Origin of the sequence: Leptolyngbya sp. FACHB-541 (genome assembly GCF_014695875.1) — a bacterium.
Classification (GTDB): Bacteria; Cyanobacteriota; Cyanobacteriia; order Elainellales; family Elainellaceae; genus JAAUTN01.
Window position 1 is genome coordinate 13,909 of record NZ_JACJPC010000130.1, and the last position, 23,329, is coordinate 37,237.

General features: G+C 49.4%; 21 protein-coding genes. 8 read left to right on the plus strand and 13 right to left on the minus strand.

Going from position 1 to position 23,329, the window contains the following annotated elements; translation table 11 throughout:
• Nucleotides 1-47 precede the first annotated feature (47 nt).
• From H6G00_RS28265 to mutY, 3 genes are all read left to right on the plus strand, one after another.
• A complete protein-coding gene (locus H6G00_RS28265; protein WP_190799277.1) occupies nt 48-2,639 on the plus strand; it encodes a protein phosphatase 2C domain-containing protein in 2,592 nt (863 codons plus the stop codon).
• Between the two features lie 111 nt (nt 2,640-2,750).
• Complete coding sequence (locus H6G00_RS28270) at nt 2,751-3,092, plus strand: DUF760 domain-containing protein (protein WP_190679504.1); 342 nt, start codon at nt 2,751-2,753, stop codon at nt 3,090-3,092.
• 116 nt (nt 3,093-3,208) lie between these two features.
• Nucleotides 3,209-4,300: an A/G-specific adenine glycosylase gene (gene mutY, locus H6G00_RS28275; RefSeq protein ID WP_190799333.1), complete on the plus strand. Its 1,092-nt coding sequence runs from the start codon at nt 3,209-3,211 to the stop codon at nt 4,298-4,300.
• A gap of 114 nt (nt 4,301-4,414) precedes the next feature.
• Here mutY and H6G00_RS28280 read toward each other — a convergent pair whose 3' ends face one another.
• The 11 genes from H6G00_RS28280 to H6G00_RS28330 form a co-directional block, all read right to left on the minus strand.
• Nucleotides 4,415-4,798, minus strand: a complete 384-nt coding sequence (locus H6G00_RS28280) for an NfeD family protein (RefSeq protein WP_190646443.1) — start codon at nt 4,796-4,798, stop codon at nt 4,415-4,417.
• 319 nt (nt 4,799-5,117) lie between these two features.
• The gene (locus H6G00_RS28285; protein WP_190799278.1) at nt 5,118-6,959 is read right to left on the minus strand and encodes a DUF3685 domain-containing protein; all 1,842 of its coding nucleotides are present in this window, start codon (nt 6,957-6,959) and stop codon (nt 5,118-5,120) included.
• 151 nt (nt 6,960-7,110) lie between these two features.
• A complete protein-coding gene (locus H6G00_RS28290) occupies nt 7,111-7,401 on the minus strand; it encodes an MSMEG_0570 family nitrogen starvation response protein (RefSeq protein WP_190646441.1) in 291 nt (96 codons plus the stop codon).
• A complete protein-coding gene (locus H6G00_RS28295; RefSeq protein ID WP_190799279.1) occupies nt 7,376-8,566 on the minus strand; it encodes an MSMEG_0565 family glycosyltransferase in 1,191 nt (396 codons plus the stop codon). The genes H6G00_RS28290 and H6G00_RS28295 overlap by 26 nt, the downstream gene beginning before the upstream one ends.
• 6 nt (nt 8,567-8,572) lie before the next feature.
• On the minus strand, nt 8,573-9,640 hold the full coding sequence (locus H6G00_RS28300) for a PD-(D/E)XK nuclease family protein (protein ID WP_190799280.1): 1,068 nt from the start codon (nt 9,638-9,640) through the stop codon (nt 8,573-8,575).
• A 63-nt stretch (nt 9,641-9,703) separates the two neighbouring features.
• Nucleotides 9,704-10,690, minus strand: a complete 987-nt coding sequence (locus H6G00_RS28305) for a sll0787 family AIR synthase-like protein (protein ID WP_190799281.1) — start codon at nt 10,688-10,690, stop codon at nt 9,704-9,706.
• A 9-nt stretch (nt 10,691-10,699) separates the two neighbouring features.
• On the minus strand, nt 10,700-11,221 hold the full coding sequence (locus H6G00_RS28310) for an MSMEG_0567/Sll0786 family nitrogen starvation N-acetyltransferase (protein ID WP_190799282.1): 522 nt from the start codon (nt 11,219-11,221) through the stop codon (nt 10,700-10,702).
• Nucleotides 11,222-11,252: 31 nt separating this feature from the next.
• On the minus strand, nt 11,253-12,347 hold the full coding sequence (locus H6G00_RS28315) for an MSMEG_0568 family radical SAM protein (protein ID WP_190799283.1): 1,095 nt from the start codon (nt 12,345-12,347) through the stop codon (nt 11,253-11,255).
• Nucleotides 12,292-13,335, minus strand: a complete 1,044-nt coding sequence (locus tag H6G00_RS28320) for a Nit6803 family nitrilase (RefSeq protein WP_190799284.1) — start codon at nt 13,333-13,335, stop codon at nt 12,292-12,294. Before H6G00_RS28320 ends, H6G00_RS28315 begins: the two co-directional genes overlap by 56 nt.
• Nucleotides 13,336-13,503: 168 nt before the next feature.
• Complete coding sequence (locus H6G00_RS28325) at nt 13,504-13,986, minus strand: MSMEG_0572/Sll0783 family nitrogen starvation response protein (protein WP_190646435.1); 483 nt, start codon at nt 13,984-13,986, stop codon at nt 13,504-13,506.
• 329 nt (nt 13,987-14,315) lie between these two features.
• The gene (locus H6G00_RS28330; RefSeq protein ID WP_190799285.1) at nt 14,316-16,211 is read right to left on the minus strand and encodes a serine/threonine-protein kinase; all 1,896 of its coding nucleotides are present in this window, start codon (nt 16,209-16,211) and stop codon (nt 14,316-14,318) included.
• A 327-nt stretch (nt 16,212-16,538) separates the two neighbouring features.
• Here H6G00_RS28330 and H6G00_RS28335 point away from each other — a divergent pair, with 327 nt between their 5' ends.
• Nucleotides 16,539-17,462, plus strand: coding sequence for a histone deacetylase (locus H6G00_RS28335; RefSeq protein WP_190799286.1), 924 nt, complete (start codon nt 16,539-16,541; stop codon nt 17,460-17,462).
• Between the two features lie 54 nt (nt 17,463-17,516).
• On the opposite strand, the gene H6G00_RS28340 is transcribed toward H6G00_RS28335, so the two are convergent.
• Both H6G00_RS28340 and H6G00_RS28345 read right to left on the minus strand, forming a co-directional pair.
• A complete protein-coding gene (locus H6G00_RS28340; protein WP_190646432.1) occupies nt 17,517-18,167 on the minus strand; it encodes a DUF3105 domain-containing protein in 651 nt (216 codons plus the stop codon).
• 93 nt (nt 18,168-18,260) lie between these two features.
• The gene (locus tag H6G00_RS28345) at nt 18,261-18,824 is read right to left on the minus strand and encodes a hypothetical protein (protein WP_199318763.1); all 564 of its coding nucleotides are present in this window, start codon (nt 18,822-18,824) and stop codon (nt 18,261-18,263) included.
• A gap of 132 nt (nt 18,825-18,956) precedes the next feature.
• Between H6G00_RS28345 and H6G00_RS28350 the strand changes: the two genes are divergently transcribed.
• The 4 genes from H6G00_RS28350 to H6G00_RS28365 all read left to right on the plus strand — a co-directional run bounded on the left by H6G00_RS28350 (nt 18,957) and on the right by H6G00_RS28365 (nt 23,326).
• Nucleotides 18,957-19,304, plus strand: a complete 348-nt coding sequence (locus H6G00_RS28350) for a hypothetical protein (protein WP_190646431.1) — start codon at nt 18,957-18,959, stop codon at nt 19,302-19,304.
• Between the two features lie 122 nt (nt 19,305-19,426).
• Complete coding sequence (locus H6G00_RS28355) at nt 19,427-20,941, plus strand: AAA family ATPase (protein ID WP_190799287.1); 1,515 nt, start codon at nt 19,427-19,429, stop codon at nt 20,939-20,941.
• A gap of 161 nt (nt 20,942-21,102) precedes the next feature.
• Entirely contained in the window at nt 21,103-21,456 is a 354-nt protein-coding gene (locus H6G00_RS28360; RefSeq protein ID WP_190646429.1) for a DUF1257 domain-containing protein, read from the plus strand.
• A gap of 115 nt (nt 21,457-21,571) precedes the next feature.
• Nucleotides 21,572-23,326 (plus strand): glycosyltransferase family 39 protein, encoded by a 1,755-nt coding sequence (locus tag H6G00_RS28365; RefSeq protein WP_190799288.1) that lies wholly within the window; start codon nt 21,572-21,574, stop codon nt 23,324-23,326.
• Nucleotides 23,327-23,329: the final 3 nt, after the last annotated feature.

Genomic DNA, 23,329 nt, shown 5'->3' on the forward strand with positions numbered 1-23,329 from the left:
GGCGGAAGTCTGAGATATCCTGAGAAGACCGCTGTATTCCTGGCTTCATGCAAAACGCCACAGCAACAATCTATTGCCCCAACTATAGTTGTCAGGCTCCCAATCCGGAGGGTCATCGGTTCTGCCAGAAATGCCGTACCTTTTTGCCGAGGCATTATCTCTGGGCAGTGGGACACGATGCCGATGCCTATCAACCTGGAGAGGTGCTGGCAAATCGTTATATCTGTAAGAGTCCTCGGATCTTCCTGGATGCAAAACCGGGCATAGTTTCCCAGGCTCCGACGGAAATTCCTCAATCGATATCGGCTTATCTGCGACTTTCCCCCTATCGGCTCCACGTTCCTCAGGTCTACGGGCTGGTGCAGGCAGATCAGTCTGGAGCAGACATTCTGCTGTTGGAACAGGCAGCCCTGTTTGTGCCGCCTCTCTCTACTCAGGCTGGTACTGAAGCAACCATTCCCTCCTTGTTACCTGCCCTGACCGAAGTGTGGCAACAGGCAACAGGGTTGCGCCAAATCAATTGGCTGTGGCAGATCGCTCAACTCTGGCAACCCTTAACGCTAGAGCTGGTTGGAACCAGTTTGCTGGAGCCTGATCTGCTGCGAATGGAAGGACCCCTAATTCGCTTGCTAGAGCTACACCCCGAGCATGGAAGCAATCCGCCAACGTTGCCTCAATTGGGTCATCTCTGGGCAGGATGGGCTGAGACGGCTCAAGCAGCGATCGCCCCTTTCCTCCGGCAGCTCTGCCAAGATCTAATTCAAGGAACTATTCGCAGCGGCGAACAGCTTGTTGATCGGCTAGATGAAGGCTTGTCACTAGCAGGACAGCATCAGTCGAGGCAAATTCAAGTTGCGACTCGCACAGACCAGGGACCAAGCCGCCAGCGCAACGAGGATGCCTGCTACCCGCCCGGTGGCACCTTCAAGACCATTACCCTGACTGCTGGAACAGCGGCTCCTGATTCTTCGTTGGTGATTGTCTGTGACGGAATTGGTGGTCATCAAGGGGGAGATGTCGCCTCGAACCTGGCGATCGAGGCAATTTGGGAACGAATGCAGCCGCTGCGCCCAGAATCCCTATCGCCTGCTGCTCTGTCGGTTGAAATTGAAAAAGCTGCCTGTGCTGCGAATGACCTGATCAGCCAGCGCAACGACAGTGAAAAACGGCTCGATCGCCAGCGTATGGGTACAACGCTGGTCATGAGTTTGGTTAGAAACCACGAACTTTATACTGCTCATGTGGGTGATAGTCGCGCCTATCTGATTACTCGCTGGGGCTGTCACCAAATCACCTTGGACGATGACATTGCCTCACGGGAAGTGCGCCTGGGCTACGGATTTTATCGGGAAGCTTTGCAGCAGCCGAGTTCTGGTTCGCTGGTGCAGGCTTTGGGCATGGGGTCTTCTAATAGTCTGCATCCGACAGTGCAGCGGTTTGTGTTGGATGAAGACTGCATTTTCTTGCTCTGTTCTGATGGCTTAAGTGATGGCGATCGCGTTGAGGAATGCTGGGATACAACTATTTTGCCGGTGCTAGACGGTAAGTTTGACCTGGCTGCGGTGAGTCAGCAGTTGGTTGAGATTGCCAACACCCGCAACGGACACGACAACGTAACAATTGGGCTAGTGTACTGTCGGCTGAGCGAGCAGGGGTTAAACATTGCTCCGGGTGCATTGATGTCAGCGGTGCAGCCGCCACGCCAACCCATGCCTGCTAAAACCGTTCTGCAGACAGGTCGGGGAGCGCGGATTCAGCCAACTCAATCTGATGCAACCACTTCAACCCTGAAGACTCAAGTGTTGGAACCATCTAAGCGACGGCGTCCCAGCATCTTCCCGTTGCTGTTAGGGATCTTAGTGCTGTTAGGGTTGGGGGGAATGCTACTGGCGCTACTGGTGCCGTCGATTGGCAACCGCATCGCTCCTTTGGTTGGCCTAGGCCCAAATTCCGAACCTGCTCAGCCCTCGTCTGAACCCACAATTGTTTCAGATGAGTCTCCTGAGCAAACTACAGCAGCGATCGCCTCTCTGGAGGTTGGTTCTTACATTCGAGTGGAGCGATCGCCCTCACCGGGTTCTCTAAGTGGCAACGAGCCATTGGTGCTGCTGCCTCAGCTTGCATCTTCTACTGCTGACCCTGGGAGTGCCGCTCCGGGTGGCACTGCTGATGACTTTCCTGCCCCACCATCTACTGCAACCGGGGAGATTCCTTCAGGCAGTGTCCTTCAGGTTTTGAGCCGGCAAGGTGCGTCTGGACAAGAGCGATGGGTAAGGCTGCGGGTTTGTTCTGTCCCAACGGCTGAAGGCTCGATTGGGCAGCCCCCTGAAGAGGGTACTGCTGACAGTCCGACAGCAAGCCCAATATCTAGCTCGACAGTTAGCCCCGATGCAGGCAACCGATCGCCTGTCCCGATTGAACCAACGGCACCGGCACCGGAACCGGCTACACCGCTGCTTCAACCTGGGGCAGAAGGCTGGATTCAGGAAGCGGCGATTGCCTCCCATGTCCAACCGCAAAACGGACTAACTGCTGCTCAACGAGGAGAATGCGCCCCACCAACCGCATCGACTACACGCATCCCAGCTAGCCCTCCAGCCACCCCGATTCCTAGCCCTGCTGCACCAGCAGGTAGCTGACCTAGGTAGGCAAATCCGCCACTGCTAGTTCGGTTCCGCCCACTTCATGCCTGAGGGGGGGATTGGTAGATTAGGTGTAGGTGATAAATCCGATTGAGTGAGGTTCCTAACGTGAACAACGCATCAAATCAAGTCTCAGAGTTTTTTGGTAACGAAGCTGAATCTGGTAGCCAGTTTTGGCAGTATGTCCAGTCGATGAATCCAGAAACGATTGCTCAGCTTTCTAAGCCAGGTTCTTCTGAAGTCTTTCAGGTCATGGAACGGAACATCATGGGGCTGTTGGGAAACCTCCCACCGGAGCACTTTGGTGTTGCCATTACAACCAGTCGTGAGCATTTAGGACGTTTGCTGGCTTCGGCAATGGTCAGCGGCTACTTCCTCCGCAACGCAGAGCAGCGGATGGTGTTTGAGCGGTCTCTACAAGCGAGCGAAGCAGTTTCCGACGCTGAATAGTTAGCAGGTAATTTATTTAGCGGTGCGTCATTCTGGTGGCTTCGGTAAATCAAAATTCATCTGTAGATATTAACCCAGACTCGGCAGGCTTGAGTGCAGACCTGTCGAGTTCTGCTATGGAGACTTTGCAGCAGTTGCCGTTGATGAGTTTGCGACGATCGCTCCTTACCTGGTACGCCACCTCTGGACGCAGTCTGCCCTGGCGGGAAACCCGAGACCCCTACCAAATCTGGGTTTCCGAAATCATGCTGCAACAGACTCAGGTAAAAACCGTAATTCCCTACTATCAGCGATGGATAGAGCAGTTTCCTACAGTCGAGGCGCTAGCGCAGGCAGACCAGCAGCAGGTCTTAAAAGTTTGGCAAGGGCTTGGCTACTATGCTCGGGCGCGAAATTTGCACCGGGCAGCCCAGGAGGTTGTGGAAAAGTTTGGTGGGCAGTTTCCCAAAAATTTAGAAGAGGCGATCGCCCTCCCAGGAATTGGACGCACCACTGCCGGGGGCATTCTCAGCGCAGCATTCAACCAACCCGTGTCGATTTTGGATGGCAACGTCAAACGAGTTTTAGCCCGATTGATTGCACTAGAGCGATTGCCCAGTAAAGCGCTTAAGCTACTATGGCAGCTATCTACAGATCTGCTGGATTTACAGCAGCCGCGTGACTTTAATCAAGCATTGATGGATTTGGGAGCAACAGTTTGTACACCCAAAAATCCAGCCTGTTTGCTCTGTCCCTGGAATGAATCCTGTCTGGCTCACAATCTGAACATGCAAAACGAATTGCCTCTCTCTGAAAGTCGCGCTCCCCTGCCCCACAAAAAGATTGGCGTCGCCGTCATTTGGGATGATCAGGGCAAAATTTTGATTGATCGCCGTCGTCAAGAAGGGCTGCTCGGCGGACTCTGGGAGTTTCCTGGTGGCAAAATTGAGCCAGAAGAAACGGTAGAAGCCTGCATTAAACGAGAAATTCAGGAAGAGCTGGGAATTGAGGTGGAAGTGGGCGATCGCCTCATTACTATCGACCACACCTACACTCACTTTCGCGTCACGTTGAATGTACATCACTGCCGCCACCTGAGCGGCGAACCCCAACCGATTGAGTGTGACGAAATCCGCTGGGTAACACTAGCCGAAATCGAACAATTTCCTTTTCCCAAAGCAAACGTACAGATTATTCAGGCACTACACGAATTTGCTGCTGAATCGTGACGTTTAGAGCAAGGAATCGTGTAGGTTGGGCGGAGTAGCGAAACCCAACTTCTGTATGGGTTACACTGCGCTAACCCATTCTACGGTTATACAGCTAACATCAGCTAACTAAGATTACGCTTGAAAGAGGTAGCGATCGCCATCATCACTTCGCTTGAGTTTCAGCAAAACAGACAGTCTAGAACTGAGCCTCTGGCTCCATTCAGAGCTGCGAAGATCGTCTTTGTCAGATTGAATAGGGGCATTAGAGGAAAACTCACCGGGCAGTGGGCTACCCTTTGGCACGACGAGTAGAGTGATTCCCTGCCGTCCCACAATAGTTACAACTTCTTCAGGATTTGCAGACAGGTGAGAATCTGGATAATAAAACTGAGCGGGCCAATAGCTTCCTTGAAACTTCACCCGTCCCGACTCAGTAGAGGTGATGGTTTGCTCGACCTTACCTGCTTCTGGTTTGGAGAAAAGCGTAATAGTTTGGGAATCTTGCGAAGATTTCATGAATAACCTCTAAAAGTGCTAAAAACGGTTTTTCTCGACGAAACAGGACTCCGGGTTGTTGACTCTCACTATCGAGCATTCTTCTCAACGGTCGAGTGACGCAGCTACTCGATCGCCTGTGATTGTTCAGAGAGCTTTAGGTGATGGAGAATACCCTAAATGGGTGATGTCCTTCACTCAACCCACTGATTTTGGTCACTGCCTAGTCTGAAAGGCAGACTATCAGAGGACAGCAAATTAAAAATTATGGTCAAAGATAGAAGGGCATCCCACGGAGTGGGATGCCCTTCTATCTTTGACCCTTTTCAGAAGATCATTATTACTTTTGGCGTTCGTTGCGGTTATATTTGCCGTCTTGCCAGGCGGTGCCAACCCCTTTAAGAATGCCGCGACCGATCAGCCCGATGCCGCGACCAATTACTTCGGTCAGTACATAAATTAGCCCAGTGCCGACAAAAGAAATAGCGGAACGGAAGCGAGGGGCGATCGCATCACGGGTTTCTAACGCTAGAGTCACCGTAAACTGAAGCCCTGATAATTGCTCTAGCTCTTGGGCACGAGGCGCATAAACTGCTACTCTCTGAATGCCACGACCATAAAGAATAAACAGGGGATACTGGCTTTCAAAGATTGCTTTAGGTTCGCCAAAGTATTTTTCTAAGCGATATTTCCAGGACAAGTTATTTCTAAATCGTTCTACTTCTCGAATTGAAAGTAAGCGATATTCATAAAAGTTTTGCTTAATTGTTTCTGCATTGGCAAAGCGGTTGAGTAAGGGCTGCACCACAGCATTAGCAACCTGAATAATCAGATTTTCAAGAATAGATTCCGCTCGTCGCATTGCTTCAGGTGAGCCAGGTACATAGGGAATCCCCTCGAGAATTAGTGGCGTTTGAAAGAGCAAATGAGACAGCAAATCGTCAAAAAATGGGATTTTATCCAGAATGGCGCTCTGCACAACTTCAACATCTTGAAGTAATGTGCTAGCTACTTCTATTTCGGCGTTGCCTATTGAAATGGTGTAATATTTGCCAAAAAAATCTGTAACTACGGCTCCCCAAAGGTCTTGCAAAAGCAGCGATCGCTTCTCCTCTAACTGTCCAGGTTGCACCTGTGAAAAGCGCAGTTCATCCAAAATTTCCTCTAACTGCCGCAAGATTAAATAGAGCAATTCCCGCTTTTTTTCTTCTCGCAGAATATCAATTTCTAGCGGTGTTTTAGTTTGGTTTTGCAGAGTGCTTTGCAGTTTTGCGGCGATCGCATCAAACAGCGCTGCCTGCAAATTACGGGCATTAGCTAATCCATTTTCTGATGGCGTTATCACCGTGAGTTCTGCGTCCCCGGAAGGCTGAGTTGCGTTGGTTTGCTCAAGTTGTCGAGCAGGGCGATCCGACGGTGCTGCATCTGACTGCGGCGTCACTGCATCTGACGGTTCTAGTACAGTCGGAGTTGCCAATAACCGTCGCACCAGCCAGCGAGAAGCCCGCAGTTCGCGCTGTTGCCCTGCTAAAACTGCCCGATCCAGCAGCGACAAATCTAAGTTTTGCAGTTGGTTTGTTACATCAGACAGTGCTAACTCAATCTGCTGTAATCCTGACAGCCGCAAATTTCGCCGAAAAATAGCAAATGGAGTCGGCAACTTCACGATAGGTTGCGATCGAACAGAACCCGAAGTAGGGGAAGCGACAACTGCCGCAAGTCCCTCTGTTGTAGGCTGAACCCAGCGAAATCCACCTCTTGCAACCTGCCGAATGATTGCTGCTAGTTCCGCTGCTTCAGTATGTTTAGGGCAATATCCTCTCGCGCCCGATCGCCGTGCCGCTGCTAGCATCACAGGTTCCGTCATGGAACTGAGCAGGAGGATGGCGATCGCCGGATACTGGGAGGAAATCTGCCGACACAAATCTAGCCCTTGAATCTGCTCAGGATCAGCACTGCCCAATCCCAAATCCAGGATGACCAAATCAATTGCGATTGAGGATGCAGAAGCCGTGCTATAAGTTGCTAGCGCTTGCAGAGCAGCAGTTCCATCTCCTGCTTCAGTGATCACTTCCAAGTCTGAGAATTGCTCTAGCCAAATCCGTAGCCCCGCCCGAAAAGCCCGGTCGTCGTCAACCAACATCAGCCTGAAGGGGCTATTGCTCCTGCCGCTATCTGTCATGCGCTTTACCCAAAGGGCAATCCCTTTGCTCCATCCACTCAGCCTAATGTATAACAGACAGCCTCATTTTTAACGGAATGACCACGGATTGCACGAGTTTAGCGATGGCTCAATTGTTCTAAATGTGACAGTATTTCGTTGAAAGATTTTTCTAATTCTCGATAAATTTGATCAGTCGCACTTTCGGGTCAGGTAACTCTGCATATTTTGTTGCCATTGTTTCAATCTGGCGCAGTTGCCCGATCGCCAAACTACACGAAAAGCCGTATTTTGCTTTGACGCGATCGCTAGCAATATTCAAAGCAGTGCGCGATCGCTCAACAAAATCTGTTAACGGATACTCACTTCCTTCCTCAAAATACTGACGCACAACTAGAGAAGGTGAGTAGCAAACTTCCTGAGAACCGTCGGGTAGTTCAATTTGAAAGCGGATTTCTGGCATGGTGAGATTGAGGGTTAGGGACTGGAGAAGTTGAAAGCTGTTGATAGTGAGTTAAGTGGAGCTTGGCAGACTGTTTCCAGGTGTAGCGCTTAGCCACCTGAATGCCTTGCTCCTTAAAAGACTGGGCTATCTGAGGTTGAACAATGGTTTGCATGGCTTGGGCGATCGCCTCCTCACTCTCTGGATCAACCAAAAGTGCTTCTCGCTCAGACAAAAACTCAGTAAATGGAGCAATATTTGAAGTAATTACGGGAATACCAGAAGCCATTGCTTCCAGCACCACTAGTCCCCATCCCTCCTTGAGGGAAGGAAAAACAAAAGCATCGGCAATGCGATAAAGAGCAGGCAATTCAGCGGTGGAGATGACTCCCGGTAAGATGAGTGACTTGGCGATCACCACTCCTAACCTTTCAGCAAGTTGGAAAAACTCATCGCGATAAGGCTGATAGTCAAACAGCGTTGCCCCTCCTGCAATCACCAGTTGAGCATTAGGATAATGAGTTAACACTTGAGCAAAGGCTCGCAGGAGAGTGATCGAGTTTTTGCGAGGCTCAATGCCGCCGACGGTGAGGTAAATTGGCCGACCGCTCAGTCCTAGCTTTTTCACATCGGCTTCAGAACCATCATAATTAGAGGAAAAGTAAGTCGTATTCACACCATTAATTACTTTGGGGGCATGAATTTGGTATTGCTCCTGTAGGGCAGTTTGCCAGCGATCGCTTACACAAAGGCACAAATCAGGTTCCCGAATCGATCGGTCCTGGCAGGTTTGCAGGTAAGGACTATTAAACGCATCAATGTGATGCACCGTTCGCACAAAGTGAGGAATGTGATGGCGCGATCGCAGCTCCGACAAAGCATTTGCACTTAAGCAATCCTGCGCGTGATAGTAGTCATAAACTGGTTTTTCCTGGCTCAGATAGTCTACAAACTCCTGAATTCTTTGTTTGATTAACTGGTCGATTCCGCCTATCACCTCTTTTGCAGGTACCAAAACATAATCACACTGGAGCGATCGATAAAATCCTGTGCCGTCTTTATCCAAAGCATAAACACAAACAGAGTGCCCCAATTCCTGTAAAGCCTCCGCCACCTCTAGCGTATGCACCACGCTGCCTCTAGGCTTTGTCGAATAGGTAAAAAAGGCAGTCCGAAGTGAGTTCATCGTTAACTAGAATTTCCAGGGGAGATGTACGTATTCCTGTCTGATCCTGTAAACGTCTGCCAAAGTTTCTTTGAAATACGTTCTCACTGACGCCACATGATCTTCCCCTGATATAAAGGTGTGTAGAGGTTTTACCTGCATGATGCTTGCCCAGCTTTTTACTTGAGCTAAGTTGTTGCCACGCCACTTGCCAGAGCTAGATTGTACAATCTCAAGCATTGCTTTCAAAATCTGTTCTCGATCTGTAGCATTTGGAATTGCCTCAATCAAAATACCAACTTCAGGATAATTTGTCGTAACGGATGGATTCATCCAGTAACCTAGCCCAACCCAAATATCACCTCTGCGATCGCTGCTGATAATATATCGGTTATGTTGTCTAAGTTGAGTCGAGGCAGTTCCAATTTCAGACATGGAACCACAGACTGATCGAAATACTTCAGCGACTTCTCCTAATAATGTCTCATCCATGATGCTTCTTGCGTTCGAGAAGTTCGTCAAAGCTAAAATATCGATCGCGCTAAATTGACCGCTCTGAGACATATTATTAATCTCCATGAAGCTTTTAATTTCTTTGAGTAGAAAATCTTCCTGGTATTTACTTAGAAAATGATATATCTCATGCCAACGAAGCTGTAAAAATTTTATTTTTGTGCGATCGCAGATCTTTAGAATTTCATCCTGATTCTTCGGCTCATAATCCCTTGTAATGAATAGCAAAATACCATTGTTGATATTGTGCAAATGATTTAGATGTTCCGCATACCGCTTCAACTGCTCCCAGCCTTCGGCTGAGCCAATTTTTGACTCTATAAAAATGATGTCTCTCTGATCACCTGATGCCACTTCAATAAACACATCTGGTCTACTCGCATGAGCATGATTTGCCAAGGTATCAAAACTCTCCTGGGTTGAGAGGTAGATAAAATCTGGTTGCTTAATGGATGAGATGGTGAATTGATTAAGTAGATCAACCAGAATGCTGGTCCGCGTTTTGAGTAGAAAAGCGAATATTTCAGTGAAAAAATCTTCTAAGGGAGTTCTATCACTGTCTTTATTCTTTAGCTGCAACAACTTATTGAAGAGTGATTCCAATTGCCTTGGGTGGAAAATTTTGACGAATCAAGAGTAACCTAATCATCCAGTTGGTGCAAACCCTGTCAAGTTCTCTTGTGTAAAATCCCAAAATATCTCTGTTTCACCTTTGTGAGTCAAGATTAATCGTTGAGAATCCGTAATTTGGGCGATCGCCTCACAGCTCAATTCTTTTTCCCGAAAACAGGTTTGAACGGCTGCAACATGTTCGGGACGAACGCTGAGCAAAAAGCCATAGCTGGGGAAACAGAGCAACCACTTTTCTAGGGTTAAGTCTGGGGGGGGAGCGATCGCCTCTAAATCAACCACGCCACCGCATCTAGAGGTTTCTAGCAGCATCAGGAGAGTGCCAATAATACCTCCCATGCTGACATCTTTAGCTGCATCACAAAGTCCTGTCTCTGCTAGTTTTGGCAATAGCTCCAAGTTTTCTCTAAGACGATTGGAAGCACCAGAGGTAGCAGCATTCCAAAACGGATATTTGGGATGTGCCTTACCCTGGAGGTCGATCGCCAGCAGCAATGTATCTCCCGGCTTAGCATTAAAGCTGCTGAGCAAGTGAGTTGCTCGTCCTAAAATCGCCACCGACAGCGCATTGTAGGGGCTGTGATAGTTACTGTGCCCGCCTACAATTGGCACGCTGTAAGCTTTTGAAGCAGCCGTCATCCCTGCCCAGACTGCTTCTATAACTGTTGCAGATGTGCCCCATAGGGTGTCTACAACGGCGATCGGGTGACCTCCCATTGCATAGATGTCACTGACGTTTACCATAACGGCGCACCAACCCGCAAACCAAGGTTCTGACTCCACTAGTACATCCCACATCCCTTCTGCTGCTAGGAGAAGGTAGCCATCCCGGTCAGGGATGGCAGCACAGTCATCACCAATGAGGGGGTTCGGGGATTGGGGATTAGGGATCGGGAGTGAAGGTGAGAATTGCTTTAGGTATTTAGCGGCAAGCTGGATATCTTGCTTTTGTAGCACCCCGATGGATTGACGTAGGGTTGTTACCAATTCAATGAGTTTCACAATTGATTGTTATGAGGCTTCTAGTTCTCTCATTCCTAATCTCCAATATCCAATAGCGGGACGAGGTTCGCTGCTGGGAGGATAGTATTCCAGGTCTGCTTGCATCATGTGGTGGGGGCGATCGCAAATCACTATTTCTTCAAGTGAGTGCCAATGCTGCCGCCGGAAAAACTTCACGTTTTGAAGCTGCACGGTTGCCAGAAATTGACGACAGCCCCAGGTGTTTGCAGTGGTTACAGCTTTGTAGATCAAACCACGCCCAATTTGCCCAACACGACGGTAATCAGGATGAACACCAAGCCTGCCGCCATACCAGACTTCTGGCTCTGTCTCATAAATTCGCACTACACCAACCACTTGTTTTGATGCGTTGAGAGTGACAATAGGATAGGCGATCGCGTCCCATTGATCCTCATCATTCCGTTCAAACAAGCCTTGTTCTTCTGCAAAAATCATTTGCCGCAATTCGCAATACGCCTCATATTCAGAAGCTGAAGCCGCTAACTTGTAAGTGTAGGATGAGGTAGTCATGAATGATATTGCAGTGTATGGTTACGGAGGACTAAGCAGACGTTTCAAAGGTTGAAAGAGCAGAACAAGCACCACATTTGGCGCAACCTGCTTTAACTTCCGTAGAAGCCAGTCCCGATCGTTGCAGCATTGCTCCAATTTGCTGATAGAGCGCAAACATAAACTCACTATTGGGTGGTCTGTGATTTGCTAAAGGAGTACCGCTGATCGGCACAAACGGCACTACAAAAGGATAAACACCGACATCAATTAGCTTTTGCGAGACTTCCAACAACGTAGAAAGTGAGTCGCCCAATCCTGCCAACAGGTAAGTACTCACCTGTCCCCGACCAAACACTTTCATAGCCGCCTCAAATGCCTCAAAATAATACTCAAGCGGTACTTCTGCTTTACCTGGCATAATTTTGGCTCGAACCTGTGGGTCAGCCGCCTCCAAATGCATTCCCAGGCTGTCTACTCCAGCCGCTTGCATTCGCTCGAACCAGATAAAGTCATCGGGTGGTTCACACTGTGCCTGAATTGGGAGATTTACCCTAGATTTAATCACTTTGGCGCACTCAGTTAGATAAGCAGCACCGCGATCGCTTGTATTTGGCGTTCCTGTCGTCATCACCATGTGTTTCACCCCATCCAGACGCACAGCGGCTTCTGCCACTTCTGCCAACTGTTGAGGTGATTTACGGGCGATCGTGCGTTCTGCTGCCAAAGATTGACCAATGGCGCAAAACTGGCAGGCTGTGGCGCGATCGCCATAGCGCATACAGGTTTGCAGTACGGTAGTTGCCAGCACATCATGAGAATGGAGCAAAGCAATCTTCCAATAAGGAATGCCGTCAGCAGTAGTGAGACTATAAAACTTTGGCTGTGTAGGAAATGAGATGGGGGCGATCGCCTTCCCGTCTAGCTTCAGTATTGGCAGCACTTGAGCATCCCCAACTTCAACCGCATAGGGTGATTCAGCCGCTCCATCGGTGAAAATGGGTACCATCACCGTCGTGTCATCAATAGTTATTGCTTTATGGTCTGAAGGCCCTGCACCACCCTTACGCCCTGATGCACCAACGGCTGAATCAATCCATCGCAAACCGTGAGACTGTAACTCCGTAATCAAGTTTTGTTTGTTCATGCTCGTTAGCTGCTTCTCCATTCAGCAATTGTTCAGCAGGGATTGCCTGATGGTGCATCTCTGCGCTCATAAACGGTCTTGCATCGATATTGAGACGAAGCTGAAGTAAGTCAGGACGGGCATAGTGACCGACCGAATCCATCATTCGTTTACGCTTAGTGATAAGAGAGAAGTCTAGATCGGCGATCGCCATCCCCTCCCCTTCTGTCACAGGGGGGCAAAGGTGAGTTCCCTCCGGACTAATGATCGCAGTGTGGCAGCCACCTGTTAACACCCGCTGCATCTTTTCGTCTGGCGTAATTTGGGCAAGTTGCTCAGGTGTGAGCCAACCTGTTGCATTCACCACAAAGCAACCTGACTCTAAAGCGTGATGGCGAATCGTGACTTCCGTTTGGTCAGCAAAGATTTGTCCCACCATTGAGCCAGGAAACTGAGCACAGTGAATTTGTTCATGTTGTGCCATCAAAGCATAGCGGGCAAGCGGATTGTAATGTTCCCAGCAGGCAAGAGCACCAACCATTCCCACCGCAGTGTTCACCACTTTTAGCCCCGACCCATCTCCTTGCCCCCATACCATCCGCTCATGATAAGTTGGCGTAATTTTGCGCCGCTTCAACACAAGTGTTCCATCTGCATCAAAGATGAGTTGAGCGTTGTAGATGGAACCATTCTCCCGCTCATTTACCCCTAAAACTACAACGATGTTGGCAGCCCGAGCAGCCTGACTCACTGCCTCTGTCACTGCTCCCGGCACCTCTACAGCTTCCTCATAAAGCCGCATGTGTTCCTTACCCATCAACACGGGGGGTTGAATGAATGAGAAATAGGGATAGTAGGGAACAAAAGTTTCTGGAAATACAACCAGATTTGCCCCTGCTTTGGCAGCTTGGGCGATCGCCTCTAACACTTTCTCAACCGTTCCCTCGCGGCTAAACAGCACTGGACTAATCTGCACCGCAGCCGCCCTAACAGTTCGTGAGTAATCCATAGATTTTCCTTAACGGGGGAGATAGTGAGTGATGTTAAGTCGGGTCATCGGTCACTTGTCATTAGTTATTTACAAGTGTAGAAGCCAATGAAGAATGACAAGTCACAAATGATAAACAAGCAATGACAAGTGACCAATCACTAATGACCGATGACCAATACCTCTTCCCTACAGTGTCCAGGTGTCTAAAATGAAGGCTCCCTCCTTGCGGTGCATCAGCACCAAGTCCAACACATCGAGGGGGCTGATCGGGCGAATTCCGGCGATCAGAGACGGTTCACCATGACCATACAGCGCTTGCAGGGCAAAGCGGCACGCATAAACCTTTCCCCCTTCAGCCATAAACTTGCTGAGCTGATTGTTGAAGTTTTGGTGTCCAGGAAATGCTTCATCTCCAATTTTTGGGAAGCCTCGCTGAACGCCCAGGGTGACTCCGGGCCCATACAGCAAAATTGAAGTCTCAAACCCTTTACGCAGCAGACGCAGCGATTGCAGTAGATTGACCAGACCAATCGATCCTTCAAATGCAACAGTGTGGAATGTTACGAGAGCTTTTTCGCCCGGTTCTGCCTGCACATCGGGAAATACTTTCTCTTCGTAATCAACAAAAAAGTCACCTGCTTGATGCGCGGGAATTTCAACTGAAGGCATAGTTGTCTCCTGAAAAGTGGGTCAAGTCCAACAGTCTCTTAACTAACCTGAGTTAAGAGTCCAAATATCTGCTGAGATTGAGACAAATGCTCGATCCGAGATCCATTTCGTTGCGCTTGTCTGCAATCTAATTCGGCTGTTGATTGCAGGTTAAGAGCTTGACTCACTTACTCTTGTATAGTTAGTAACGAAAAGCAGAGTTCTGTTGGTAAGTACAGGCAATATTGAAGGGGTGTCGGAGTGGATTAAGAGCGATCGCCTCCAACAACCTGCCTAAAAAGACAGGTAACTACTTTCTACTAATTACTACTACTAATTACTAACGGCTATTAATAACCCAATCGTTCTCGTGCTTGCTGACGTAAAGGGCCAGCTTGTGGATGATCGGGCTGAATTTGTAAGGCTTTATCGAGAGATGCGATCGCCTGATCAAAGCGACCCAAGTTCCACAGCGCTTGCCCTCTAGTAGCCCAAGCTTCTACGGAATTGCGATCAAGGGCGATCGCTCGGTCTAGCGCCGAAATTGCCTCCACCGATCGCCCAAAGCTTTGTAACGTGATGCCCATATCAACCCACGCCCCAACCAGGTCTGGCTTTAGTTGGGTTGCCCGTTCAAATAGCCTGAGCGACTGGAGCGATCGCCCCTGCTCTCGGTAAGCTCGTCCTTTACTCCAGTAAGCTTCAGCATAATTGGGGTTGATCGCCAAGGCATCGTCACAGGCGACAGCAGCTTCGGCAGGTTGCTGCAAATAGGTAAGGCTGTGACAACGTCCCCAGTACGCCTTAGCATTCGCTGGCTCAAGGGCAAGTAGTCCGTTGTATGCTTCTAGCGCTTGTTGAAACTGCCCACTCTGTAGCAGGCGATCGGCACGGCTTTGCATTTTTGCTGCCCATTCTTCTGGTGCAGGCAGGTTTGGAGCCGCAAGGGAGCGAATCATTGGCATAGCGGGAGTGCCCGCATGAGAACCAACCGTTTCAATCGGAGGGCTAACAGGCTGCAAAAAAGCATCCGTCTGCATCGCGACGAACGTTGTACCTGCGGTGGCGAGCCCAGCCAGTCCTAACCCAAAGCCAAGCTTTGCCAATCGCCGCTTATAGCCGAACGACCGTTCTTTCTTCTGTGAAGCCTGGAGTGGAGTGGATGCTGGCTCAGGGTTCTCAAGCCCATTTCCATTCAGTTCATCCGATTGAATCTGGCAGGGAGCCGTCTCTGACTCTAGAGATAGCATTGAAATTTGAACGGTCGTGTCGGAAGGATTAAACACGCTCGTGGAGGCGGATATCAGCTCTGACGCGGTCGTCTCTGTACCTGAAAAGGAAGATTCCAGTGGTGTGTCGACAAATTCAGGTAGGGGCGGTAAAAACTCGGTCACCCCAACTGGGAGTTCTTGAAAGGCTTCCAGGGCTTCTACGGCAGTCGGGTAGCGATCGCGGAAGTCATAGCGCACCATGCATTCCAAAATTTCTGCAAGTTCAGAACTGACTTCGGGGACGCGATCGCGCCAGTCTATTTCTCCAGTTTCAGGATGGTCTCCCAGGCGTTTTGGGTGAATGCCAGTTAAAGCCTGAATTCCAATCACTCCAACTGCGTAAACGTCACTGCTAAAGCGCGGCTTGCCGGCTAATTGTTCATTTGGAATGTAGCCCTGAGTCCCAATCGAAACCGTCAAATCAGTGATGCCTGTGTCAGGATTGGCGCTTTGAGTGCTGACCTGCTTCACTGCACCAAAGTCGATCAGCACAATTCGTCCGTCTTTGCGCCGCCGCATCAGGTTAGAGGGCTTGATATCCCGGTGAATCACCTGCTGCTCATGCACAAACACCAAAACCTGAAGAATATCTCGCAATAAGGCAATTACCTGATCTTCGGGCCAGGTTTTTCCTTTCCTCAGCGGGTGGGTGAGCGATTCACCTTCAATAAATTCTTGAGCCAGATAAAACTCTTGATTTTCCTCAAAGTGAGCAAACAAAGTCGGAATCTGGTTGTGGCTGCCCAACTGGTAGAGCGCTCGGGCTTCGGTGTCAAACAAGCGTCTCGCCATTTGCAGGCTTTTGTCGTCACTCGTCTGTGGCAGCAAGCGCTTAACGACGCAGCGAGGATGCCCTGGTAAATGGAGGTCTTGCGCCAAAAAAGTTTGACCAAACCCACCAGCACCCAGTTGGCTGATGACTTTGTAGCGTCCCCCTAAAGTGGTAGCAGGATGGGTCTGTGGAATTTGGCTCATCGTCGATGGGTGGCTGGTCGGTTGATGGAACCACTGATGGAACCACTTAGGTCAGGTAAAACTAACTCAGAGAAATACCTGTATTTAAAACCCTCAGTACTCGAAGAAGATGCATTCCCGTCAATTCTAACGACTTCAATAATCTAAATTGTGTTGCTAGAACGAGGACAAAATCTATAAAGTCTCTATGATGCATCTTTAAATATTTAACTTTTGGCAATTCAGATTAACCTGCCCAAACCTCCATTAACCCTTTGCTAGTCAGGCGATCGCCCAAACGACCCTCCCTTTAAGTAGGCTCTAAAATTAAACTTTTGGACTGAGGCTATGCTGCCTATTTTTTATTCCGATGAATTTTTGGATCATGATACTGGCGTTTATCATCCTGAGAAACCAGGTCGCTTAACTGCCATCACAAAAGCTCTCAAAGCTGCACCCTGGGCTGATCAGTTGGATTGGCGATCGCCCACACCTATCCACGCTCAAAGCGATCGGCTCATGGCTGCTTTAGAGGCAATTCATCCCCAGCAGTACATCGCTGCGGTGCAACAGCTAGCTAACCGAGGCGGTGGCTATATCGATCAAGACACGATTGTTTCCCCCCGCAGCTATGATGTTGCTCTGCTTGCGGCTAGCGCTTGGCTGGACGGCATTGATCAAACACTGGCAACCGGAGAACCTGCCTTTGTGCTGGCGCGTCCACCCGGACATCACGCGATGCCCCAGCGAGGCATGGGGTTTTGCATCTTTGCAAATGCAGCGATCGCCGCTCACTACGCCCTTCAGCAACCGGGGGTAAATCGCGTCACAATCCTTGACTGGGATGTGCATCACGGCAATGGCACTCAAGCGATCGCCGAAAACCATGCCCAGATAGCCTACTGCTCACTGCACCAATCTCCTTTCTACCCCGGTACTGGCGATGCGGACGAACGGGGCGCTTTTAATAACGTGCTGAATTTGCCGATGCAACGGGGTAGCACCCTGGCAGACTACCAGCCCTTGTTTGAGCAAAAAGTAATTCCGTTTCTTAGTACCTTCCAACCTGACTTGCTGATTGTCAGCGCTGGATATGATGCGACCCAAGCCGATCCGCTAGCAGAAATCGCACTCCAACCAGAGGATTACGGCGTATTCACAAGACTCTGTCTGCAAATCACCCGACGCACTGTCTTTGGCTTGGAGGGCGGATATGATTTTGATTCTCTATCACAATCCGTTGTAGCTACCGTTAGTCAATGCCTTAAGTAGGGGCGAACGGCCGTTCGCCCCACAAGAAATGACTTTCCCCGGTATCTCTCAAGGCTAATTAGGGCACTGCCCGTCCTGGCATTCTGGGCCACGAGCAATGTGAGCGTTGTAAAACTCATCAACTACAGCAGCGTCATAAGCTTCTAGCTCTTGCAGGTAGCCCCAAGCAGTCAGGGCGATCGCCTTTGGCATTTCTGAGCGTGGTGTGACAATAATTCGAGGATTAATCGCGCTTAACTCCTCTGCCTGTTGTCTAATCTGCTCCAGATCTTCCGCCTCAACCAGGGCAGGGTTATAGCTGATGATGATGCCACCGTGTTCCAGGTTGTGAACAAGCTGTTCATCTGAAGGAGCTTCGTTATAAATTCCCCAGCGGGCCCACTCTTCATGGTGTGGGCCAGAGGTTGGTGGATTTGAGTTGTATTCAACCTGCTGGTCAGCCGGGACGTGTTCTTGTCCTAAATCGGGAATTGCGGTGCCTGGCAAGGCAATTCCTTCAGGAAGAGGCGGCAAAGTTGCACCAGGCGTATCCACCACAAATTCATCAACGAGTCCAGCTGGCTCTTCCTGGCTCTGCTGCATGTTTCGCCCTTGCATCAGAGCAAAAACGGCTACTAACCCGACGACTCCTAATGGGATAGCCAGCCAGATGTACTGAAGCAGTCGCCCCTTTAAGGTGTCCTGGTGTCGTCGCGATTTACTCATGTGTTTCAATACCTGCTGAATTGATTTGCAACTAGCCCATGAATGGCTAGCCGTATCACTACTTCCATCCTAATTCTCAAAAACATGAACAAATCAAGGCTCTGTTGCAGACAAAACACGATAATGGCTGGCAACATAGCTAAAAAATTTGTAGTAATCCTCAAATTGCTGACTGGGCGATCGCCCCTGCCAGCGATAGATCACGCCTTCGTGCTCCAGCGTCAGATTGAGTGAGCTAGTTTCTGCGGCGATTTGCACCTCTAGCTCTCCAGACAATCCTTGCTCAGTGACAAAATTCTCCTTAATGGGATCGAGCAAAACGCTATTTGGTTCTGTCGCTTCATCCTCAGTCCCTTCACCTAAATCAGCCGGAATTTGGCTGGCCCAGCCTGCAACCTTCACACCAGGGCGGTCAGGTGCACGAAAAACTTGCCCATCCTGGTTGTCGGGTGGCGGTTCAGCAATCCAGTCTTTGGGATAGAGAAACTCAAAACCGTAACGTGAATTTCGGTATGTTTCCCAACCACTTTCAGGGACAAGCAGGCGATCGCACCCTAAAAGCAATGCTGTTGAAACCACCCCAACCGATAGCAAAGCAAAGCGGTAGAACTTAAGAGACGCGATCGCTCCAAATAATCGCACCAGAGATAGATGCATTAGGGTAGGACCTCGCTTGCTTGTAAAGGAATGTAACAATAATGCCGTCATAGCGTCTTGCTGTCTTGACAGGACACGACTGCGGCAATTATTCTGACAACCATACCCGGGTATTAACCATGTAGTCGTTCTATGCAAGACAAGCACAAAGTTACGCTTTACCTTCCACCAGAGCTTCATCGTCAGCTCAAGATTCGTTCCGCAGTCGATGCCGAGCCGATGTCAGCAATTGCAGAACGAGCAATTGTTTTCTATCTGACACATTCAGATGTGGTGGATGAGGTAGAAATGTCTCACGGACAGGTCTATCAAGTCTATGACTGCCCTGAGTGCTCAAGCTCGGTCGTTCTGCAGGAAGGCAAAATGATCTCCCTAAAGGAGCAGCCCAGCATTCTAGTTGAAGAAGGGCTCTCACCAGCCATTCAAGGGCAACGTTCTGGTTCTAGCCAGCAGGGTGAGGAAGAGTTGGTTCCGTGCTAGCGAGTGTTACCTGAGCTTGAATGTTTGCTGCTTTAAGTAGCTAAACTCTCAGGTCTTCAACTCTAAGCTTAAGTTGATTGTCTGCTTACTATGTCCGCACTGTCTCTACAAGGTCGATGATCATGAAAGAAGAGCTAAATATACTCATCCAGGCTCAATATCCTCTGATCTATCTCGTGACTTCTGAAGAAGAGCGGGCTGAACAGACGATTGCAGCGATCGCCCAACAGTCCAAACCTCAACAACGAGTGTTTGTCTGGACGATGACACGAGGACTGATTGAGTACGGGGCTGGAGCTAGAAACGCATCACAGCACAATACGCTCTCTCCTCAGATTGCTATCGAACACACGATTCGGCAGCGAGAGCCAAGTATCTTCATCTTTAAAGATCTGCATCCTTTCTCTGATAGCGCCGAGGTAACCCGCTGCTTGAGGGATGCGATCGCAGAATTTAAGGGAACTCAGAAAACCATAATTTTGATGTCTCCCGTTCAGCAAATTCCAATCGAGTTGGAAAAAGAAGTTGCAGTATTAGATTTTCCGCTGCCCGACATGGCAGAGCTGAATCAAGTTTTGTCTCAACAGCTAGAGCAGCTTCGTGCCCGTCGCACCACTACGGAAACTCGGGAGAAATTGCTGAAGGCGGCCTTGGGTCTAACTCGTGACGAAGCTGAAAAAGTCTACCGTAAGGCTCAGGTCACAGCGGGCCGTTTAACGGAAGCTGAAGTAGATGTAGTTCTTTCTGAAAAGAAGCAGCTCATTCGGCGCAACGGCATTCTGGAGTACATCGAAGAAGACGAAACCCTCGATTCTGTCGGTGGCTTGGAGGAACTCAAGCACTGGCTCAAGCAGCGCTCTAACGCCTTCACTGAACGCGCCAGAGAATATGGTCTTCCCCAACCAAAAGGGATGCTAATTCTAGGTGTTCCAGGTTGCGGTAAATCTCTCATCGCCAAAACGACCTCCCGCCTTTGGGGTTTGCCTCTACTGCGGTTAGACATGGGACGAGTCTACGACGGTTCTATGGTGGGTCGCTCCGAAGCGAACCTCCGTAACGCCCTCAAAACGGCAGAATCAATCTCTCCCACTATCTTGTTTATCGATGAGATTGACAAAGCCTTCGCAGGTAGTACAGGATCTGCTGATTCAGATGGTGGCACTTCCAGCCGTATCTTCGGCTCCTTCCTCACCTGGATGCAGGAAAAATCGTCTCCGGTGTTTGTCATGGCAACCGCCAACCGCGTTGAGCGTCTGCCTGGTGAGTTCCTCAGAAAAGGACGATTTGACGAAATCTTCTTTGTCGATCTGCCTAATGCTGAAGAGCGTAAAGAAATTTTCAGAATTCATCTTTCCAAGCGTCGTCGGGAAATTGCCCGGTTTGATCTAGACCAGCTCGTGATGACGTGCGATGGATTTTCTGGAGCAGAAATTGAGCAAGCTCTCATTGCTGCGATGTACGAAGCGTTTGCCCAAGAACGGGAATTTACCCAATTGGACATTATTGCTGCAATTCGAGCTACTCTACCGCTTTCTAAGACGATGAGTGAGCAGGTCACAGCCCTGAGAGATTGGGCTAGGCAGCGCGCGCGACCTGCTGCGTCCTCAGTTGCTGAATATCAGCGACTTGAGTTCTAACAGGCTTTCACTCCTGCTCCCAACAGGAGGAAAGGCTAGCGATAAGCTAGCAGTTTGACAAAACAGCCGTAACAGTTTGCCTTCCAAACGCTAAGCCGTGCGGCGCTTTCTATACCCAAACGTTGTCGTTTCTCTCAATTTCTCTACAGGAGGAAATCCAAATGTCTCACTTTAGCACTCTGCGCACCAAGATCACCGATGCAGAAATCCTCAAGGCTTCTCTGCGTGACCTGGGTATCTCAGTTAAGACCGAAGCTGATGTGCGTGGCTACAATGGTCAGCGCGTTCGTTCTGACATCGTAGCTGTTCTCGAAGGTGAGTATGACTTGGGCTGGTCTCGCAATGCTGATGGTTCCTTTGACCTGATCGCTGACCTCTGGGGCGTTGCTAAAAAGCACAACCAGACCGAGCTGATCAACTCAATCAACCAGAAGTACGCTGTGAACAAGACCCTGGCAGAAGTCAAGCGCCCCGGTCTGCAAAATGCCAACGTCAAATTGGTGCTGCAAAAGTAGTTTCCTTAAGCGTTCCCAAATAGGCGGGTTAATCCAAGGCGGGTTAACCCGTTTTTTCATGTGTTTTTTTGTGGGACTGTTAGGCTTGAAGTTTGTAGATAAGTTTAGTTAACCGATGACTACCGCAAATCGCTCAAACCTCCTATTGAGGCGTACACTATTCGCGGTGATGGGTTTGGTTATCTTGTGCGTTTTCCTTTTCCTTTGGCGACTTGGCAGCTACAGCTTATTCAACGTTACAGAGGCAAGGCAGGCAGAAGTTGCCCGCCAGATTTGGGTCCGTCAAGATTGGGTTACGCCTGTTTACAATGGTAAGTTTTACTTTGACAAACCTATTCTGCTGCACTGGCTAATTGCACTTGGCTTCCCTATTTTTGGGGTAGGGGAATGGGCAGTTCGGCTACCTTCTGCGATTTCGGCGATCGCCCTAGTTCTTAGCACTTGGCTGTTTACGGTTCGCTTTGCTACTCAGCGAATGGCGCTTTTAGCAGCTACTATGATCGCGGCCAATCCTTTTACCTTTGCGTTGGGGCGAACTGGGCAGCACGATATGTTGCTGGTTTTTTTCATGACGGCTGCGCTCTACTGCTGGTACTGGGCCTATAGCACCCGTCAAAAGGTTGGCTATTTGCTTTTTTTTGGGCTGCTTGCCTTTGCGGTCTTAGCAAAAGGGCCGCTGGCTCTGATTTTAAGCGGTTTGATTATCGGAATTTTTCTAGTTTGGGTTAACCGTTGGCAAAAACAGCTAACTAGTGTGCCTTGGGGCTGGGGAATCTTAATTTTTGCTGGAATTACGCTGCCCTGGCACCTATTAGCATTTCAGGCAAACGGATGGTATTTCATCAACAGCTTCTTTGTGTTCAGCAATGTGACTCGGTTTGTCAGCGTCAATCAAAATCAGGCAGGTCCGTGGTACTACTACTTACTCTGTGTAGCAATTGGCTTTTTCCCCTGGCTAGTTCTTATTCCTAGTGCAATTAATTGGCAATCTTTGCGGCAGTGGCTGCGGTTAGACTACTGGCGACAACAGGACTCTAACCAACAGGTTGGTTTATTTATGGGGATCTGGTTTGTGATGGTGCTGGTGTTTATGAGTGCCGCTGCAACGAAACTGCTGTGGTACGTCTATCCCGGCATTCCAGCGCTGGCTTATCTGTGCGCTCAAGCCTGGGAACAGCAGATCTCGGAACCGAAGCGATCGCTTAAATTCTGTTTAGGATTTATCAGTCTGGTCTATGCTCTGCTAGCTGTCGGGTTCACGCTCGTTCCGCATCTGGTCGATCAGCCCTTCCTACAAACTGCTGAGATTACTCAAATCATTTGGCAATGGTTTTTGCTTTACTCATTAGCGACAGTGGCGATCGCCATTAGCCTGATTCGAGTGCAGCCCCTTTGGGCGTGGTTGGTTGGCGTTGGAACCTTTAGCCTGTTTGCACTAACGGTAGTTGATCCGCTGCTGCCAACGCTAGACGGGCAGGTTTTAGGGGGACGGCTGATTCCAGTTGCTCAGGTGTTGCAGCAAGAGCTTTGTGAGGAGTGCGATCGCGATTTGCCTGCGGCCCTTGGTGTCACGTGGCCTAGCCTCAATTTTTATAGCCAAATTGATCGAATTGAACGGTTTAAGAAACCCTGTGAGACACAGATGCAGCTTAAGCGTGACCAACGGTTGCTGCTGGTGACAACGGATGAGGAGATGCAACGGGCAAATCTTGATTTAAGTGACTATCAGCCTACTTACGTTTCTGATGTGTTTAAGCTCTTTATCATTCCCCCTGATGATGACCTGGCACAGCGACAGTGTCTCTTTAATCAGTCAAAGAGTTTTCTCAAACCGAAGTCAGACAACACTTTAATGCAGTCATTGGACTAGAGC